19 protein-coding genes are annotated in these 16,721 nt (G+C 71.1%); 11 read left to right on the top strand and 8 right to left on the bottom strand.

Annotated elements, in window-relative coordinates; translation table 11 throughout:
- Positions 1–333: a hypothetical protein gene (locus tag ADK67_RS24995; RefSeq protein WP_053718930.1), complete on the bottom strand. Its 333-nt coding sequence runs from the start codon at positions 331–333 to the stop codon at positions 1–3.
- Positions 334–465: 132 nt separating this feature from the next.
- Between ADK67_RS24995 and ADK67_RS25000 the strand changes: the two genes are divergently transcribed.
- Positions 466–918, top strand: a complete 453-nt coding sequence (locus ADK67_RS25000; RefSeq protein WP_053718979.1) for a flavodoxin family protein — start codon at positions 466–468, stop codon at positions 916–918.
- Positions 919–928: 10 nt separating this feature from the next.
- Here the strand turns inward: ADK67_RS25000 and ADK67_RS25005 are convergent, their stop codons facing one another.
- The 5 genes from ADK67_RS25005 to ADK67_RS25025 all read right to left on the bottom strand — a co-directional run bounded on the left by ADK67_RS25005 (position 929) and on the right by ADK67_RS25025 (position 4,340).
- A complete protein-coding gene (locus tag ADK67_RS25005) occupies positions 929–1,858 on the bottom strand; it encodes an aldo/keto reductase (RefSeq protein ID WP_082403745.1) in 930 nt (309 codons plus the stop codon).
- 70 nt (positions 1,859–1,928) lie between these two features.
- A complete protein-coding gene (locus tag ADK67_RS25010; protein WP_053718980.1) occupies positions 1,929–2,837 on the bottom strand; it encodes an aldo/keto reductase in 909 nt (302 codons plus the stop codon).
- Positions 2,838–2,881: 44 nt separating this feature from the next.
- Positions 2,882–3,265 (bottom strand): MerR family transcriptional regulator, encoded by a 384-nt coding sequence (locus ADK67_RS25015; protein WP_053718932.1) that lies wholly within the window; start codon positions 3,263–3,265, stop codon positions 2,882–2,884.
- Positions 3,266–3,341: 76 nt separating this feature from the next.
- A complete protein-coding gene (locus tag ADK67_RS25020) occupies positions 3,342–3,725 on the bottom strand; it encodes a type II toxin-antitoxin system death-on-curing family toxin (protein ID WP_053718933.1) in 384 nt (127 codons plus the stop codon).
- A gap of 408 nt (positions 3,726–4,133) precedes the next feature.
- On the bottom strand, positions 4,134–4,340 hold the full coding sequence (locus tag ADK67_RS25025; protein WP_015105038.1) for a type II toxin-antitoxin system VapB family antitoxin: 207 nt from the start codon (positions 4,338–4,340) through the stop codon (positions 4,134–4,136).
- 75 nt (positions 4,341–4,415) lie between these two features.
- Here ADK67_RS25025 and ADK67_RS25030 point away from each other — a divergent pair, with 75 nt between their 5' ends.
- Complete coding sequence (locus tag ADK67_RS25030) at positions 4,416–5,006, top strand: TetR/AcrR family transcriptional regulator (protein WP_053718934.1); 591 nt, start codon at positions 4,416–4,418, stop codon at positions 5,004–5,006.
- Positions 5,007–5,091: 85 nt separating this feature from the next.
- Here the strand turns inward: ADK67_RS25030 and ADK67_RS25035 are convergent, their stop codons facing one another.
- Positions 5,092–6,384 (bottom strand): glycoside hydrolase family 18 protein, encoded by a 1,293-nt coding sequence (locus ADK67_RS25035; protein WP_053718935.1) that lies wholly within the window; start codon positions 6,382–6,384, stop codon positions 5,092–5,094.
- A gap of 197 nt (positions 6,385–6,581) precedes the next feature.
- On the opposite strand from ADK67_RS25035, the gene ADK67_RS25040 reads away from it, so the two are divergent.
- On the top strand, positions 6,582–7,424 hold the full coding sequence (locus ADK67_RS25040; protein WP_053718936.1) for an SDR family oxidoreductase: 843 nt from the start codon (positions 6,582–6,584) through the stop codon (positions 7,422–7,424).
- 235 nt (positions 7,425–7,659) lie between these two features.
- Here the strand turns inward: ADK67_RS25040 and upp are convergent, their stop codons facing one another.
- Entirely contained in the window at positions 7,660–8,286 is a 627-nt protein-coding gene (gene upp / locus ADK67_RS25045) for a uracil phosphoribosyltransferase (RefSeq protein ID WP_053718937.1), read from the bottom strand.
- A gap of 161 nt (positions 8,287–8,447) precedes the next feature.
- Here upp and ADK67_RS54750 point away from each other — a divergent pair, with 161 nt between their 5' ends.
- From ADK67_RS54750 to ADK67_RS25085, 8 genes are all read left to right on the top strand, one after another.
- Positions 8,448–9,428, top strand: a complete 981-nt coding sequence (locus tag ADK67_RS54750; protein WP_053718938.1) for a Gfo/Idh/MocA family protein — start codon at positions 8,448–8,450, stop codon at positions 9,426–9,428.
- Between the two features lie 82 nt (positions 9,429–9,510).
- On the top strand, positions 9,511–9,963 hold the full coding sequence (locus ADK67_RS25055; RefSeq protein WP_053718939.1) for a hypothetical protein: 453 nt from the start codon (positions 9,511–9,513) through the stop codon (positions 9,961–9,963).
- A 34-nt stretch (positions 9,964–9,997) separates the two neighbouring features.
- The gene (locus ADK67_RS25060; RefSeq protein WP_053718940.1) at positions 9,998–10,645 is read left to right on the top strand and encodes a DUF1707 SHOCT-like domain-containing protein; all 648 of its coding nucleotides are present in this window, start codon (positions 9,998–10,000) and stop codon (positions 10,643–10,645) included.
- A gap of 66 nt (positions 10,646–10,711) precedes the next feature.
- Positions 10,712–11,089: a hypothetical protein gene (locus ADK67_RS25065; protein ID WP_157620812.1), complete on the top strand. Its 378-nt coding sequence runs from the start codon at positions 10,712–10,714 to the stop codon at positions 11,087–11,089.
- Positions 11,089–13,269 carry a bifunctional polysaccharide deacetylase/glycosyltransferase family 2 protein gene (locus ADK67_RS25070; protein WP_063797717.1) on the top strand — a complete coding sequence of 727 codons (2,181 nt, stop codon included), beginning with the start codon at positions 11,089–11,091 and terminating at the stop codon, positions 13,267–13,269. Before ADK67_RS25065 ends, ADK67_RS25070 begins: the two co-directional genes overlap by 1 nt.
- A gap of 56 nt (positions 13,270–13,325) precedes the next feature.
- On the top strand, positions 13,326–14,291 hold the full coding sequence (gene deoC / locus ADK67_RS25075) for a deoxyribose-phosphate aldolase (protein WP_053718942.1): 966 nt from the start codon (positions 13,326–13,328) through the stop codon (positions 14,289–14,291).
- A gap of 1 nt (position 14,292) precedes the next feature.
- On the top strand, positions 14,293–15,720 hold the full coding sequence (locus ADK67_RS25080; RefSeq protein WP_053718943.1) for an aldehyde dehydrogenase family protein: 1,428 nt from the start codon (positions 14,293–14,295) through the stop codon (positions 15,718–15,720).
- Entirely contained in the window at positions 15,713–16,579 is an 867-nt protein-coding gene (locus ADK67_RS25085) for an aldehyde dehydrogenase family protein (RefSeq protein ID WP_053718944.1), read from the top strand. Before ADK67_RS25080 ends, ADK67_RS25085 begins: the two co-directional genes overlap by 8 nt.
- Positions 16,580–16,721 lie beyond the last annotated feature (142 nt).

A 16,721-nucleotide genomic window follows, 5' to 3' on the forward strand; every position in this document is an offset into this window, starting at 1 on the left:
TCACGAGGCCAGGGCGATCAGCAGGCACAGCACGGCGACGACGAGCGCACCACCCGCCACCAGGTAAGGACGCCTGGTCGGCGGGCTCACCGGACGTGACCGGTGCTGCGTGACGGCGGCCACCGAGATGCGGCCGGAGATGTAGCTGACCGTGCAGAGCGCGACGCCGGTCGCGAGGATCATCGTGTTGACGTCCCACGGGCTGTGGTCGACCCCCGGCCACAGTGCGATGAAGACCAGCGGCAGGCCGATCAACCCGACCCCGATCCCCACCCCCGCGCCCCAGGTGATCCGCCGGTTCCGCTTCATCGTGGCGATGCTGCGAGTTTCCATGACTCCCTCCCGCTCACTACTACTGAGGACGTGCGACGGCCCCGCGGGTTCCCGCGAGCCATCCATCAGTGGGGTTGAGGCCATGCTAGCGAGCGGTTGCCGTCCCGCGCCGCTCGCGGCAACCTGGGCCGCGTGCCCCGCCTGTTGATCGTCCACCACACGCCGTCGCCCGCCATGCAGGAGCTGTTCGAGGCGGTGGTGGAGGGCGCGACCGACCCGGAGATCGAGGACGTCGAGGTGGTCCGGCGGCCCGCGCTGTCCGCCACCGCGTCCGACGTGCTGGCGGCCGACGGCTACCTGCTCGGCACGCCCGCCAACATCGGCTACATCAGCGGCGCGTTGAAGCACTTCTTCGACACGATCTACTACCCGTGCCTGGACGCCACGCGAGGTCGGCCGTTCGGGGCGTACGTGCACGGCAACCTGGGCACGGAGGGCGCGGTGAAGGCGCTGCGGGACATCACGGCAGGCCTGAAGTGGCGGGCCGTGGTGGAGACGTTGAGCCTGACGGGCGCGCCGGACGGTGACGCCAGGCAGCGGTGCCGCGAACTGGGCGCCACCGTCGCGGCCACGTTGATGCCCTAGCGCCGCGGCACTAGCGGCCCAACGAGGGCATCACCTCGGTCGGGTAGCGGGTGCCGGCGACCGCGTCCGGCGGCACGGCGGCGGCGATCCGGGCCAACTGCGCCTCGGTCAGGCGGAGGTCCGCGGCGGCGGCGTTCTCCTCCACGTACTTCACCCGCTTGGTGCCCGGGATCGGCACCGCGCCCTGGTGGTGGACCCACGCCAGCGCGATCTGAGCCGGCGTCACGTCCTGCTCCCGTGCCACCTCGCGCAGCGACTCGACCAGCGCGAGGTTGCGGTCGAAGTTCCCCTCGGCGAACCGCGGCTGGCCGGCCAGCCGGAAGTCGCCGGGCGCGAAGTCCTCCTTCGACGTGTACTTGCCGGTGAGGAAGCCGCGGCCGAGCGGCGAGTACGCCACGACGCCGATGCCCAGCTCACGGCACGTCGGCACGACCTCGGCCTCGATGTCGCGCGACCACAGCGACCACTCGGTCTGCACGGCCGCGACCGGGTGCACGGCGTGCGCGCGCCGGATCGTCTCCGCACCCGCCTCGGACAGGCCGATGTGCCGGACCTTGCCCTGCTCGACCAGCTCGGCCATCGCGCCGACGGTCTCCTCGATCGGCACCTTCGGGTCGACGCGGTGCTGGTAGTACAGGTCGATGTGGTCCACGCCCAGGCGCCGCAGCGACGCGTCGGCGGCCTGCCTGACGTACTCCGGGTCGCCGCGCAGGCCCCACTCGGACCGCGGCAGCCCGGGCTCGCGGACGATGGCGAACTTCGTCGCCAGCACGACCTCGTCACGGCGGCCCGCGATCGCCCGGCCCACCAGCTCCTCGTTGGTGAACGGCCCGTACATGTCGGCCGTGTCGAGGAACGTGACGCCGAGGTCCAGGGCGCGGTGGATGGTGGCGGTGGACTCGGCCTCGTCACCGGGGCCGTAGAAGTCGCTCATCCCCATGCAGCCCAAACCCTGCGCGCTCACCTCGAGCGCGCCCAACCGGCGGTTCTCCACGGTCGTCCTCCTGCGGTCACTTGTTCGACAGTTCCAGGAACTCCGGCGGGTACCGGTCGCCCGCGACGGCGGGTGCGGCGTCCTCGATGGCGCGGAGCTCCTCGGCGCTCAGTTCCAGGTCGGCGGCGGCGGCGTTCTCCTCCAGGTACCTCACCCGCTTGGTGCCCGGGATGGGGACGACGTGCTCGCCCTGGTGGTGTACCCAGGCCAGCGCGAGTTGACCGGCCGTGACGCCGCGTTCGGCGGCCAGCGCGCGCAGCGCGTCCACGATGGCCGTGTTGCGGGCGAAGTTCTCCTCGGCGAACCGGGGCAGGCCGCGGCGCATGTCGTCCTCGGCCAGGTCGGCGACGGACGTGACGCGGCCGGTGAGGAAACCGCGGCCGAGCGGCGAGAACGGCACGATGCCGATGCCCAGCTCACGGCACGTCGGCGCGATCTCGGCCTCGACGTCACGCGTCCACAGCGACCACTCGCTCTGCAGCGCGCTGATCGGGTGCACGGCGTGCGCCCGGCGGATCGTCGCGGCGCTCGCCTCGGACAGGCCCAGGTGGCGGACCTTCCCCGCGGCGACCAGCTCGGCCATCGCGCCGACGGTCTCCTCGATCGGCACGTCCGGGTCGACCCGGTGCTGGTAGTACAGGTCGATGTGGTCCACGCCCAGGCGGCGCAACGACGCGTCGACGGCCTGCCCGACGTACGCGGCGTCACCGCGCGGCCTGCGGTCCGGGTCGGCGAGCCCGAACTTGGTCGCGAGCACGACCTCGTCCCGGCGGCCCTTGACGGCCCGGCCGACCAGCTCCTCGTTCGCGCCCGCGCCGTAGACGTCCGCGGTGTCGAGGAGCGTGACGCCGAGTTCGATCGCCCGGTGGATGGTGGCGACGGACTCGACCTCGTCCCCGGCGCCGTAGGACTGGCTCATGCCCATGCAGCCCAGGCCCTGATCGCCGACCTGGAGTTGCCCCAACGACCTCACGCGGTGACCCCTTCGATGAACGTGTGCTCGATCTGCTCGTAGTGCGTGATCTTGTACTCGAGCACTTCCAGGCACGACTGGAGCTCGGCGATGCGCTCGCGGACCGACGCCCGGTGCTCGAACAGCATCTGCTTGCGGCGGCCGGCGGTGGCCGCGCCGCGGTGCCTGAGCTGCGCGTACTCGCGCATCATGCGAATGGGCATGCCGGTGGTGCGCAGCCGGGTCAGGAAGACCAGCCAGCCGAGGTCGTCGTCGCTGTAGCTGCGCCGCCCGCCGGAGTCCCGGGCGGGCGGGTCGACCAGGCCGATCCGTTCGTAGTAGCGCAGGGTGTCGATCGACAACCCACTGCGCTCGGCCGCTTGAGCGATCGAGTAAGTCACGGTGTCGACCGTAGGAGCTGGAGTGCACTCCAGGTCAACCCGATTCGCGGTATCCGGCGACGTGGGCGCCGGTCGTTCAGTCGTCCTTGGGCATTCCCCATGCCTCCAGGTGGGCGGCCATGCCGCCCACGTCGATCTGCTCCCGGCCGAGCGCGCGCACCAGGTCGAGGGCTTCGTCCTCCTCGGCGTCGATCCACCAGCCGTTGATGTCGCACAACGTCACGGCGGCGACCCAGCCCAGCCGCCAGTTGCCCTCGGCCAACGGGCGCGTGCGGACGATGGAATCGAGCAGCGCGGAAGCTTTGAGCCAGAGCGTGTCGTACGCCTCGACCCCCAGCACTGTGGCCCTGGGGCGGTGGGCTGCGGAGTCGAGGAGACCTAAGTCGCGCACGACCAGATCCCCGCCGGTGACGGCGGTCGCCAGCACGAGCAAGTCGCCGGCGTCGAGGTAGTTGACCACTGCTTGACGCGCTCCCTGTCCTGAGGGGCGGGGACTCCGGCGCGGCCACGCCGCATCCGGGACGTCTCTGGCGCCACTACCCACCCCCTCAGGTCCGTATCGCCTCCCCGCCCAGCCGGCGGCGAGGATGTTGTCGGCCGCGTTGTGCACCGAAGCGCAACCTGGACGCAGCCCGATCTTCAACGGCGCACCATACCGGTGCGCTTCGGGCCGCCGTGGACGTTCACACAGGTATATGGGTGAACGACCGATGCCGCGCCGGTTGAGCTGCATGGATCGATCGTATCGAACATGTGTTCGAACGGCGAGGGCGTGAGGGGTCGACCACCCGAAGGTGTGTCGATGTGGGCAGCGAGTAGTCGGTCGGGCGCCCTCAGTACGGGAACCCGCAATCCGGGTCGGCGTGGATCAGGCGGAACCGAGGCGGTCGAGCAGGCCCCGGTACTTGGGGAGCACGCGTCCGAGGACCTCGGACAGCTGCTCCTCCTTCTGCAATCTGGCCCACCGCTCGGCCAACGCCAAGCGCACGACCTCCTGCTTCGAACGGCCCTCGGCTGCGGCGAGTTCGTCGAGCCGCCGGTTCTCCTCGTCGCTCAGACGCAGAGTCATCGCCATGGAGAATGACGGTACCAACTTGATACCACGATGGCCAGACCGCGAATTATAACAGTGTTGCGATACGATGCCCCGGTGCCACGACCGAAGACACACGACGATGCGCTCCGCGGCCGACTGCTCGAGCGGGCGGGCGAACTGCTGTCCACCGAAGGCCCCGGCGCTCTGAGCTTGCGCAGGCTCGCGGCGGATGTCAACACCTCCACCACGGCCGTGTACTCGCTGTTCGGCGGCAAACCGGCGCTGCTGAACGCCGTGTACGAGGAGGCGTTCCGCCGATTCGGTGAACGCATCGCGAGCGTGCCGCAGACCGACGACCCGGTGGAGGATCTGGTCCAGATCGGCTTGGCGTACCGGGCGAGCGCGTTGGCCGACCCGCAGTTCTACCTGGTGATGTTCAGCAAGGTCGTGCCCAACTTCGAGCCGTCCGACGAGACGAAGGAGGCGGCCGTGCAGACGTTCCTGCCGGTCGTGCGGGACGTCGGGCGCGCGGTGGAGTCGGGCGCGTTCACGCAGGAGCCGCCCGAGCGGATCGCGTTGGCGATGTGGGGCATGGTGCACGGCCTGGTGAGCCTGGAGCTCAACGGCAACCTGCCGCCGGGCGTCGAGATCGCTCCCGTCTACGAGCGCGCCCTGCGTGCGCACGCGGACGGGTGGCGCGCCTGATCGTGGTGCGGGTGCACGTCGCGTGAAGGTGGGGCCCGGGGAGGTGGCCGCCGCGAAACCTCCCCGGACCCCGTGGACCGTCCGACTAGGACAGTCCGCTGGTGAGCGCCTTGATCAGCTCGCCGTCGGCGGTGTCGCCGTCGAGCGACCAGATCATCGCGCCGCCAAGGCGCCGTTCGGCCACGTAGCGCCCCTTGCGCTTCAGCTCGACCGGGTCGTCCCAGGTCCAGAACGTGGTGCCGTCGAACAGCCACGCGTGCCCGGCCTTGGCATCCCGGTGCACGGTGAAGTCGGCCAGTCGGGCCTTGAGGATCCGGTAGTCCTCGTACCCGGCCTCGTAGGTCGCGGGCGCGGGTCCGGTGGCGGGCTGGAACAGGCCGTCGTTCTCGTCGCGGACGCCGGTCCAGCCGCGGCTGTAGAACGGCACGCCCATCACGACCTTGCTCTTCGGCGCGCCGTTGCGCAGGTAGTGGTCGATCGCGACCTGCGAGCTGAACGGCGGCGCGGTCGGGTCGGCCGCGGGCGTGCGGAGCGCGGACTGCTGGTTCGTCAGCGGCTCCCACGCGCCGTGGTAGTCGTAGCCCTGGATCGTGGCGAACGTCAGCAGGTCGAAGACCCTGTTCACCTCGAAGCCGCGGTCGACCTGGGCGGGGTTGGCGGGCAGGAACGCGGTGAGGTCGTAGCGCTTGCCCGTGCGCCAGGTCAGCTTGCCCAGCTGCTTGCGGTACTCCACGAGCAGCGCGGTGAAGTTCTGCTTGTCCTCGGGCCGCACGACGTTGCCGGGCGCGGCTTCGGACGACGGCCACTCCCAGTCGAGGTCGACGCCGTCGAACACGCCGGCCGCCGCACCGGGCGTGGCGCCGGGCAGGTTGCCCTTGAGCCACAGGTCGAGGCACGAGGCCACGTGCGCGGCGCGTGACTCCGGGGTGAGGGCGGCGTTGGAGAAGTACTTGGAGCCGGTCCAGCCGCCGAGCGAGATGTTGATCCGGAGCTTCGGGTGCTTCGCCTTGAGCTGCTTGAGCTGGTTGAGGTTGCCGGACAGCGGCTGGCCCGCGACGTCCGCCGTGCCGTCGACGCTCTGCTCGGCGCTGAAGGGCCGCTGGTAGTCCGCCCACGGGTCGGCGCTGACGCACTTGCCCGTCTCGTCGAGGAAGCCGAAGGCGTAGTTGAGGTGGGTGAGCCGCGGTGCGGTGCCGTTGGCGACGAGGTCGCGCACCAGGAAGTTGCGGTCGTAGCCGCTCCACTGGGTGTAGTACCCGACGACGCGCTCGGCCTTTCCGTGCCCGCCGTGCCCGTCGTGGGCAGCGGCCGGCGTCGCCGGCGACACGGCCATCGCGGTGGCCAGGAGGGCTGGGAGCACCCATCTCCTGCTCGACATGCTTCTCCTCGCGGGCTGCGGTGTGTGGTCTGGACCACGGTAGTGATGAGGTCTAGACCACCTCTACGGCCGTTCGGCCGAATCCGGTAACGCGAAGTTCTCTCGCGTCCGCTGCAAAGTTTTGCATGTGCGAGGTGGGTGGTGATCGCGCTAGCTTCGGCGCTGTTCAAGTTTGAATACCTGTCTGGGGAGGGCTTGTGACGATCCTGGTCACCGGGGCTACCGGAACCATCGGCAGCGCGGTCGTTCGGCAGTTGGCGGCGGCGGGCGTGCCGGTGAAGGCGTTGACGCGCAACCCGGCTCGGGCCGTGGTGCCCGCGGGTGTGGAGGTGGTGGGAGGTGATCTGACGCGGCCGGGCGAGCTGCCGTTGGCGGGCGTGACGGCGGTGTTCCTGCTGGCGGCGATCGAGTCGGACGACGCGGCGGGGCACGCCCGGGCGTTCCTGGAGCAGGCGGCGGACCTGCGGCGGGTGGTGTTCCTGTCGAGCAGCGCGGTGACCGTGAAGCGGCCGGGGAGCTACGAGCTGCACCACGACGTGGAGCGGGTGATCGAGGCGTCCGGGGTGGCGTGGACGCACGTGCGGCCGGGCGAGTTCATGGCGAACAAGCTGATCTGGGCGCGGACGATCAGGGAGGAGGACGTGGTGCGGGCGCCGTTCCCGGAGTCGGTGGGCGCGCCGGTGCACGAGGACGACGTGGCGGAGGTGGCGGTGCACGCGCTGCTGCGTGACGGGCACGCCGGCAAGGCGTACACGTTGAGCGGGCCGGAGGCTCTGACGCACGTCGAACAGGCCGCCGCCATCGGCCGCGGCCTGGGCCGTCCGATCGCGTTCGAACGCCTGACCTACGGCCAGGCCCGCGCCACCCTGATCCGCGACGAGGGCTTGCCCTACGACGTCGCCGAGTACCTGCTGGGCTACATGGCCCAGCACGCCGAGGAACCGGCCTCCGTCACCCCCGACTTCACCACCGTCACCGCCCACCCCGGCCGCACCCTCACCACCTGGGCCACCAACCACTCCACCGCCCTAACCCCCTAACCCGCGTGTCGAACCTTCACGTCGCGCGTGTCCTACGTTCAGGTCGGGCGTGTCCTACCTTCAGGTCGGGCGTGTCCTACGTTCAGAACAGGCGAGTTCAACGCTCAGAACAGTCGATCTTGTTCTGAGCGTTGAACTCGGGGTACGCGAACGTAGGACACGCGCGTTCCGAACGTAGGACACGCGCGTTAACGTAGGACACGCGCGTTCTGAGTGTTCGACACGCGCAAGGGTTTTAGTGGACGGCGCCGTATTGGCGGTCGCCGGCGTCGCCCAGGCCCGGGACGATGAAGCCCGAGTCGTTCAGGCGTTCGTCGATGCTCGCGGTGATCAGGCGGATCGGGTGGGCCGAGTCTTCGAGGTGCTTGATGCCCTCGGGGGCGGCCAGGGCGCAGATCGCGGTCACGTCGGTGGCGCCGCGGTCGGTCAGCAGGCGGATCGTGTAGGCCATGGAGCCGCCCGTGGCGAGCATCGGGTCCAGCACGAAGACGGGACGGCCGGCCAGCGAGTCCGGCAGCGACTCCATGTACGGGGTCGGCTGGAGGGTTTCCTCGTCACGCGCCAAGCCCACGAAGCCCATCTGGGCGTCCGGGATCAGCTTGTGCGCCTGGTCGGCCATGCCCAGGCCGGCGCGGAGGACGGGCACCAGCAGCGGCGGGTTCGCCAGGCGGTAGCCGGTGGTGCGGGCGACGGGCGTGTGCACGCGCTCCTCGGCCACGGGCAGGTCGCGCGTGGCCTCGTACACGAGCATCACGGTCAGCTCGTGCAGCGCGGCGCGGAACGCCGCGTTGTCCGTGCGGGCGTCGCGCATGGTGGTCAGCCGCGCCCTGGCCAGTGGGTGATCGACAACGAGGACGTCCATGGTCGAACAGTATGTGGTACGCCCGGCCGATGCCCGACGCGAAGCCGCCCGCGCCCGCCAGTGGGTCCGGAGCGGCGTCGGCCGAGCCGATCAGCAGCTGATCACCACCGGGATCAGGTTGCCCGGGGTTGGCGAGGCGCCTCCGGGGGTAACGTCCTGACATGGCCGACCACGTGCGGATCGGGGTGCTGGGGGCGGCGCGGATCGTGCCGGCGGCGGTGGTTCGGCCGGCGCGGGACGTGGCGGCGGTCGAGGTGTCGGCGGTGGCGGCACGGGACGGCGCGCGGGCGCGGAAGTTCGCCGACCGGTTCGGGATCCCCCGCGTGCACGGGACGTACGAGGAGTTGCTGGACGACCCGAACGTGGATGCCGTGTACGTCCCCCTGCCCAACGGGTTGCACGGGAAGTGGACGTTGGCCGCGTTGGCGGCGGGGAAGCACGTGCTGTGCGAGAAGCCGTTCGCGGCGAACGCGGACGAGGCCGCCGCAGTGGCGGAGGCCGCGAGGGGCAGTGGGCTGGTCGTGATGGAGGCGTTCCACTACCGCTATCACCCGTTGGCGTCGAGGTTGGCGGAAGTGGTCGCGGAGTTGGGCGAATTGCGGCACGTGGAGGCACGGCTGTGCTTCCCGTTGCCACGGTTCGGTGACATCCGGTACTCGCTGGAGTTGGCCGGTGGGGCGTTGATGGACGCCGGGTGTTACGCGGTGAACTTGGTGCGGTACCTGGGTGGCGAGCCGGAGGTGAAGTCGGCGCGGGCGTTGCTGAAGGGCGACGGCGTCGACCGGGCGATGCGGGCGGAGCTGAAGTTCCCCGCCGGGCACACCGGGACCGTGGTGACGTCGATGTGGTCGCGGTCGTTGCTGAGGATCTCGGCGAAGGTGTTGGGCGCCAACGGTGAGGTGCGGGTGTTCAACCCCTTCGCGCCGCAGTTCGGGCACCGGCTCGCGGTCAAGCTGAACGGCCACCGCCGGGTCGAGCGGTTCGACCGGCGGCCGTCGTACGAGTACCAGTTGGAGGCGTTCGCCGACGCCGTGCTGCACGGCAAGCCGTTCCCGACGACGGCGGACGACGCGGTGGCCACGCTGCGGGTCGTGGACGACGTCTACCGCGCCGCCGGCCTGCCGGTGCGTCAACCCACCTGACCCGGTCGCGAGCACCTACGCTTGCCCGGCAGGAGCCCAGGCCGCCGGGCTCGTCGGCGCAGTCACGCGAGGAGCGCACCCGATGAACCGTGTCGTAGCCCTCCTCGTCGTGGCCGCCCTGGCGCTGGTCGGGTGCCAGGCGCGGGCGGAGCACGCGGCGAAGGCCGGGTCCGGCGAGTTGAGGACCGAACTCGACCCGCTCCTCTCCCGCTTCCCCGTGCTGGGCACGCCGGCCGGGGCGCGCTGGATGTCCGGCACGTACGGTCGCGCCGACGTGCCGGGACCGTCCACCTACTGGATCGACGCCGTCGTCACGCTGCAGCCGGTGGACGCCCAGCGGATCGTGTCGACCTACGCGCCGACCGACGAGGGCGAGGAGCCGGACGTGGTGGACGGTGTGCGCGCCGACGTGCCGGGCGGGCCCTTCCTGACCGGGGAGGCGCTGGACGCCGCGTTCGGCAGCGAGCGCTGGCACGCGTCGGCCTACCTCGAACCGGAATCCGGCAAGCTGGTCCTCGTCGCGACGGGAAACTGACCAAACGACCGACGGCCCTCCTAGACTCACCCGGGTGAGCGACGAGTTGGTGCCGGACCCCCGTCAGATGCGTGCCTCGGACGCCGACCGCGAGAAGGTCGCCCAGGTGCTCCAGCAGGCGCACGGCGAGGGCCGGCTGGACCTGCACGAGCTGGACGAACGCCTGGCGGCGGTGTACGCGGCCAAGACCTACGGCGAGCTGGTGCCGCTGACCGCCGACCTCGGCGTGCCCGCGCCTTCCGTGATGCCCGTGCCGCTGCCGCACAACGCCCCCGCGTCGCGCATCGGCGGCACGCCCGGCACCACGGTCTCGTTCGCGTTCTGGTCGGGTGTGGAACGTCGCGGCGACTGGGTCGTGCCGCCGACGCACACGGCGGTGGCGGTCATGGGCGGTGTCGAGCTGGACATGACCCGGGCCCGCTTCGCGCAGGGCGAGGTGACGATCAACGCCTACGCGTTCATGGGCGGCGTGGAGATCATCGTGCCGGAGGACGTCACCGTGCAGGTGTCGGGCATCGGCTTCATGGGCGCGTTCGAGGACGCCACGCACAAGGGCGCGCCGACGATCCCAGGCGGGCCGGTCGTGAAGATCACCGGGTTCGCGATGATGGGCGCGGTCGAGGTGAAGCGGCCGAAAAAGAAGAAGCTCAAGGGTCGCGCGCACGACGAGCTGGAGGGCTAGTCGCGGGCTGCGGAGGGCGTTACCCTTCGGCGTCCCCGCCGACCGCCCCCTCTTGCGAAGCCGCGAATGACCAGCCCAGTGTTCGTCGACCCGTCCGGCCGCCGCCGGTGGGTCCTGCGCGTCGTCATCGGCGCTGCCGTGACGTGCGTGCTCGCCTACTTGACGCTGCTCGCCATCGCGTTGGCGGGCGGCCCGGTGAACCCGTCCTCGCTGCTCCCCGTGCCCGAGGAGGAGCCGGCGGTGGTGATCGCCACGACGACCGCCGCGCCGACCACCGCCGAACCGCCCGCGCCGACCACCACCAGGACCGCCGTCGAACGCGCGACGACCACCACCACGACGGTGGTGGAACCGACGACGACCACGACGACGCGGACGCAGGGTCGTCGCACCGAACCACCACCGGGCGCGTCGAACCGGCCCACGTCCGCCGGCAGGGGCTGATGCGCGCACACCTGCCGTCACCGCGTGCGCACTGGCTGTTGTTGGCCTTGTCGCTGGTGGTGCTGCTGGGGTTCCTGCTGCTGGACCTGCTGGTGGTGCAGCGGGTCGGCCAGGGCGAAGCCCCGACGGCCGGACCGGCGGACCACGTGCCGGAGTCCGTGCGCACGGGCGGCCCGCTGATCGGCACCGACGGCACCGCGCTGACGTCGCGTTCGGTGCCGAACGGCGCGGTGGTGCTGACGTTCGACGACGGACCGGACCCGCGCTGGACGCCGCAGGTGCTGGACGTGTTGCGGCGCAACGACGTCAAGGCGACGTTCTTCGTCACCGGTGTCGCCGCGGCCCGCTACCCGGACCTGGTCGAGCGGATGGCCGACGAGGGCCACGAGGTGGGGCTGCACACGTTCACGCACGTCGACCTCGGCACGATCGGCGAGGCGCGCACGGCGTTGGAGCTGGGGCAGACGCAGCTCGTGGTGGCCGCCGCGACCGGTCGGGCGAGCACGCTCGTGCGCCCGCCGTACTCCGCGAGCCCCGACTCGCTGGACGACGAGGACCTGGCCGCCGTCGAGCGCATGGTCGGCACGGGGCACCTCGTGCTGCTGTCGACCCACGACACGGAGGACTGGCGCAACCCCGGCGTGGACGCGATCGTCGCCGCCATGCCGTCGGACGAGCGCGGCGCGGTGGTGCTGGCGCACGACGGCGGCGGTGACCGGTCGCAGACCGTGGCGGCGTTGGAGCAGGTGATCCCGAAGCTGCGCGCGGAGGGGCGCCAGTTCCGCACGGCGAGTGACGCGTTGGGCGTGCCGATCGCCCGGTCGGCGAGCTTCGTCGAGCGGGCGGAGGGCACGGCGGTGTCGCTGGCCGTGCGCGCCGCCGCGGCGACGACCTCGTTGATGACGTGGCTGGTCGTGGTGTCGAGCGTGCTGGCGTTGCTGCGGGCGCTGTTGTTGCTGGGCACGACCGGCATCCACGCGCGGCGGGCGCGCAACGTCGGGCGGCACGCGCGGCGGCTGCCCCGGCAACCGGTGACGGTGCTGGTGCCCGCGTACAACGAGGAAGCGGGGATCGAGGCGACCCTGCGCACGATCCTCGCGAGCACGGCCGACGTGCGGGTGATCGTGGTGGACGACGGTTCCACGGACCGCACCAGTGAGGTCGTGCGGGCGTTGGACCTGCCCGGGGTGACGTTGATCCGGCAGGCGAACGCGGGCAAGGCGGCGGCGTTGAACACCGCCCTGCGGCACTGCCGGACCGAGCTGGTGGTGATGGTGGACGGTGACACGGTGCTGGAGCCGGACACCGTGGACGAGCTGGTGCAGCCGTTCGCCGATCCCGACGTCGGCGCGGTGTCGGGCAACGCGAAGGTCGGCAACCGGGGCGGGCTGCTCGGGCGGTGGCAGCACATCGAGTACGTGATCGGCTTCAACCTCGACCGACGGATGTACGACGTGATGGAGTGCATGCCGACCGTGCCGGGCGCGGTCGGCGGGTTCCGGCTCAGCGCGTTGCGGCAGGTGGGCGGGGTGCCGGAGGACACGTTGGCCGAGGACACCGACCTGACGATGGCGTTGGAGCGCGCCGGCTGGGCCGTGACGTACCAGGAGACGGCCCGGGCGTGGACGGAGGCGCCCTCGACGTTGGGCCAGCTGTGGCGCCAGCGCTACCGGTGGTGCTACGGGACGTTGCAGGCGATGTGGAAGCACCGGGGCGCGGTGCGCGAGCGCGGGCTGGGCGGCCGGCTGGGCAGGCGCGGGCTGCCGTACCTGGCGCTGTACCAAATCGTGCTGCCGGTGCTGGCGCCGGTGATCGACGTGTTCGCGGTGCTCAGCCTGTTCACGGACCCGGTGCGCGGCGCGGCGGCGTGGCTGGGGTTCCTGGTGCTGCAACTCGTGCCCGCGGTGATCGCGTTCCGGCTGGACCGCGAGAGCCTGCGGCCGCTGTGGGCGGTCGTCCTGCAACCCGTCGTCTACCGGCAGCTGATGTACCTCGTGGTGATCCAGTCGGTGATCACCGCCCTGGCCGGCGCGCGGCTGCCGTGGCAGAAGCTGAAGCGCACCGGCACGGCCACCCAGCACGCGCCCGAACTGGCCCCGGCGGCCGAGGTGACCAAACCCCTCAACCGGCGCGAGTGGGCCGTGGAGGACGAGGTCACGAAGCCGCTTCACGTGGGCTGACCTGCCCGAAGTCGCTCACTTAGGACGGCCGTCCCATTCCGCCTAGACTCGGCGCCATGGCTGCTCCATCGACAACGCCGTCGCTGCCCCCGGCGCTCGCGGACGCCGTCCGCGACGACGCGTCGCTGCGCCGGTTCCTGCACGGACTGCCCGGTGTGGACCAGGTCGGCGTCGAACAGCGCGCGGCCGGTCTGGGCACCCGCAGCATCAAGAAGGCCAGCAAGCTGTGGGCCATCGACACCGCCATCGGCATGGTCGACCTGACCACGCTGGAAGGCGCCGACACCCCCGGCAAGGTGCGGTCGCTCGCGGCGAAGGCGCGGCGGCCCGACCCGGACAACCCGGACGTGCCGAAGGTCGCCGCCGTCTGCGTGTACCCGGACATGGTGGAGACGGCCGTCCAGGAGCTCCGGGGCACCGGGATCGACATCGCCAGCGTCGCGACCGCGTTCCCGTCCGGCCGGTCGAGCCTGAAGGTGAAGCTGGAGGACACCGCCTACGCCGTCGACGCGGGCGCCACCGAGATCGACATGGTGATCGACCGGGGCGCGTTCCTGTCCGGCCGGTACGGCCAGGTGTTCGACGAGATCGTGCAGGTCAAGCACGCCTGCGGGGACGCGTACCTCAAGGTGATCCTGGAGACCGGCGAGCTCGCGACCTACGACAACGTGCGCCGCGCGTCCTGGCTCGGCCTGCTCGCGGGCGGCGACTTCATCAAGACGTCCACCGGCAAGGTGTCCCCCGCGGCGACGCTGCCCGTCACGCACGTGATGCTGCAAGCCGTCCGTGACTGGCACACCCAGACGGGCGAACTCAGAGGCGTGAAGCCCGCCGGCGGCATCCGCACGACCAAGGACGCGATCAAGTACCTGGTCGCGGTGCACGAAGTCGCGGGACCGGAGTGGCTGACCCCGACCCTGTTCCGCTTCGGTGCCTCCACGCTGCTCAACGACCTGCTGATGCAGCGGCGCACCCAGTTGGCCGGCCACTACAGCGGCCCCGATTACGTGACGGTGGACTGACATGTGGGAATACGCGCCCGCGCCCGAATCACGGGACATCGCGAACCTCAAGCCGAACTACCGGATGTTCATCGACGGCCAGTTCGTCGAGGGCGCCGGTGAGCCGCTCAAGACCGTCAACCCCGGCACGGAAGAGGTGCTGGCCGAGGTCTCCACGGCCGCGCCGGCCGACGTCGACAAGGCCGTGAAGGCCGCACGCCGCGCCTACGACCGGGTGTGGGGCAAGATGCCCGGCTCCGAGCGCGCCAAGTACATCTTCCGCATCGCCCGCCTGATCCAGGAGCGGTCGCGGGAGCTGGCGGTGCTGGAGTCGTTGGACAACGGCAAGCCCATCAAGGAATCACGTGACGTGGACGTGCCGACGGCCGCCGCGCACTTCTTCTACCACGCGGGCTGGGCGGACAAGCTCGCCTACGCGGGCCACGGCCCCGACCCGCGCCCGCTCGGCGTGGCCGGCCAGGTCATCCCGTGGAACTTCCCGCTGATGATGGCGGCGTGGAAGATCGCGCCCGCGCTGGCCACCGGCAACACGGTGGTGATCAAGCCCGCCGAGACGACGCCGCTGAGCGCGCTGGTGCTGGCGGAGATCATCCAGCAGGCCGACCTGCCACCCGGTGTGGTGAACATCCTCGCCGGAGCGGGTGACGTCGGCGCGGCCGTCGTGTCGCACCCGGACGTCGACAAGGTCGCGTTCACCGGGTCGACCGAGGTCGGCAAGATCATCCAGCGGCAGCTGGCCGGCACCGGCCGCAGGCTCAGCCTCGAACTGGGCGGCAAGGCGGCGAACATCGTGTTCGACGACGCGCCGCTGGACCAGGCCGTCGAGGGCATCGTCAACGGCATCTTCTTCAACCAGGGTCACGTGTGCTGCGCGGGTTCGCGGCTGCTGGTGCAGGAGTCGGTGGCCGACGAGCTGCTGGAGAAGCTGCGCGTCCGCGTGTCCACGCTGCGCGTCGGCGACCCGTTGGACAAGAACACCGACGTCGGCGCGATCAACTCGCGCGAGCAGCTGACGAAGATCCAGCAGCTGGTCGAGACCGGCGACGCCGAGGGCGCGCAGCGGTGGACGTCCGCGTGCCCGTTGCCGGACAAGGGTTTCTACTTCGCGCCGACGGTGTTCTCGAACGTGTCGCAGGCGATGCGGATCGCGCGCGAGGAGATCTTCGGCCCGGTGCTGTCGGTGCTGACGTTCCGCACGCCGGACGAGGCCGTGGCCAAGGCGAACAACACGCCCTACGGGCTGTCGGCGGGCATCTGGACCGAGAAGGGGTCGCGCATCCTGTGGGCGGCGCAGAAGATGCGCGCCGGCGTGGTGTGGGCCAACACGTTCAACCGCTTCGACCCGACCGCCCCGTTCGGCGGCTACCAGGAGTCGGGCTTCGGCCGCGAGGGCGGCCGCACCGGGCTGGAGGCGTACCTCGATGTCTGAGAACCGGATCGCCGTCGCGAAGACGTACAAGCTCTACATCGGCGGCGCGTTCCCCCGGTCGGAGTCCGGCCGGTCGTACCCGGTGGTCGACGCTAAGGGCGCGTTCCTGGCCAACGCGGCGCAGGGTTCGCGCAAGGACGCCCGGGACGCGGTCGGGGCTGCGCGCAAGGCGTTCGCCGGCTGGTCGGGCGCGACGGCGTACAACCGCGGGCAGGTGCTGTTCCGGGTGGCCGAGGTGCTGGAGGGCCGGCGGGAGCAGTTCATCGCCGAGGTCGCCGCCTGCGAGGGCGTCACGGTCAAGAAGGCGCAGTCGCTGGTGGACGCGGCGATCGACCGGTGGGTCTGGTACGCGGGGTGGACCGACAAGGTCGCCACGGTGCTCGGCGCGTCGAACCCGGTGGCCGGGCCGTACTTCTCGTTCTCCGTGCCGGAGCCGACGGGTGTGGTGGCGGTGCTCGCGCCGCAGCAGTCGTCGCTGCTCGGGTTGATCAGCGTGGTGGCGCCGGTGATCGCGACCGGCAACACGGCGGTGGTCGTGACGTCGCAGGACCGGCCGTTGCCCGCGGTGACGTTGTCGGAGGTGCTGGCGACGTCCGACCTGCCCGGCGGTGTGGTGAACGTGCTGACCGGGCGCACGGCGGAGATCGCGCCTTGGCTGGCGTCACACGCGGACGTGAACGCGTTGGACCTGACGGGTGCGCCGGAGTCGACGCGGGCGGACCTGGAGCGGGCGGCGGCGGGGACGGTGAAGCGCGTGCTGCGTGCGCGGCCGTCGGAGGACTTCACCCGCGAGCCGGACCTGGCCCGGCTGCGGGCGTTCCTGGAGATGAAGACGGTCTGGCACCCGATCGGGGTCTAGGGGTTTGGGGGCGGCACACCGTGCCGCCCCTCCACGATCCAGTGCGCCTGGCCCGTGTTCGTCACGCTAGCCGGCGCTTGGACGGGACGGGTGTCAGGCGTACACCCGACAGGACGGCCGCCTGCTGCCGAGGGATCGGCTG

This window comes from Saccharothrix sp. NRRL B-16348 (assembly GCF_001280085.1).
Lineage (GTDB): Bacteria > Actinomycetota > Actinomycetes > Mycobacteriales > Pseudonocardiaceae > Actinosynnema.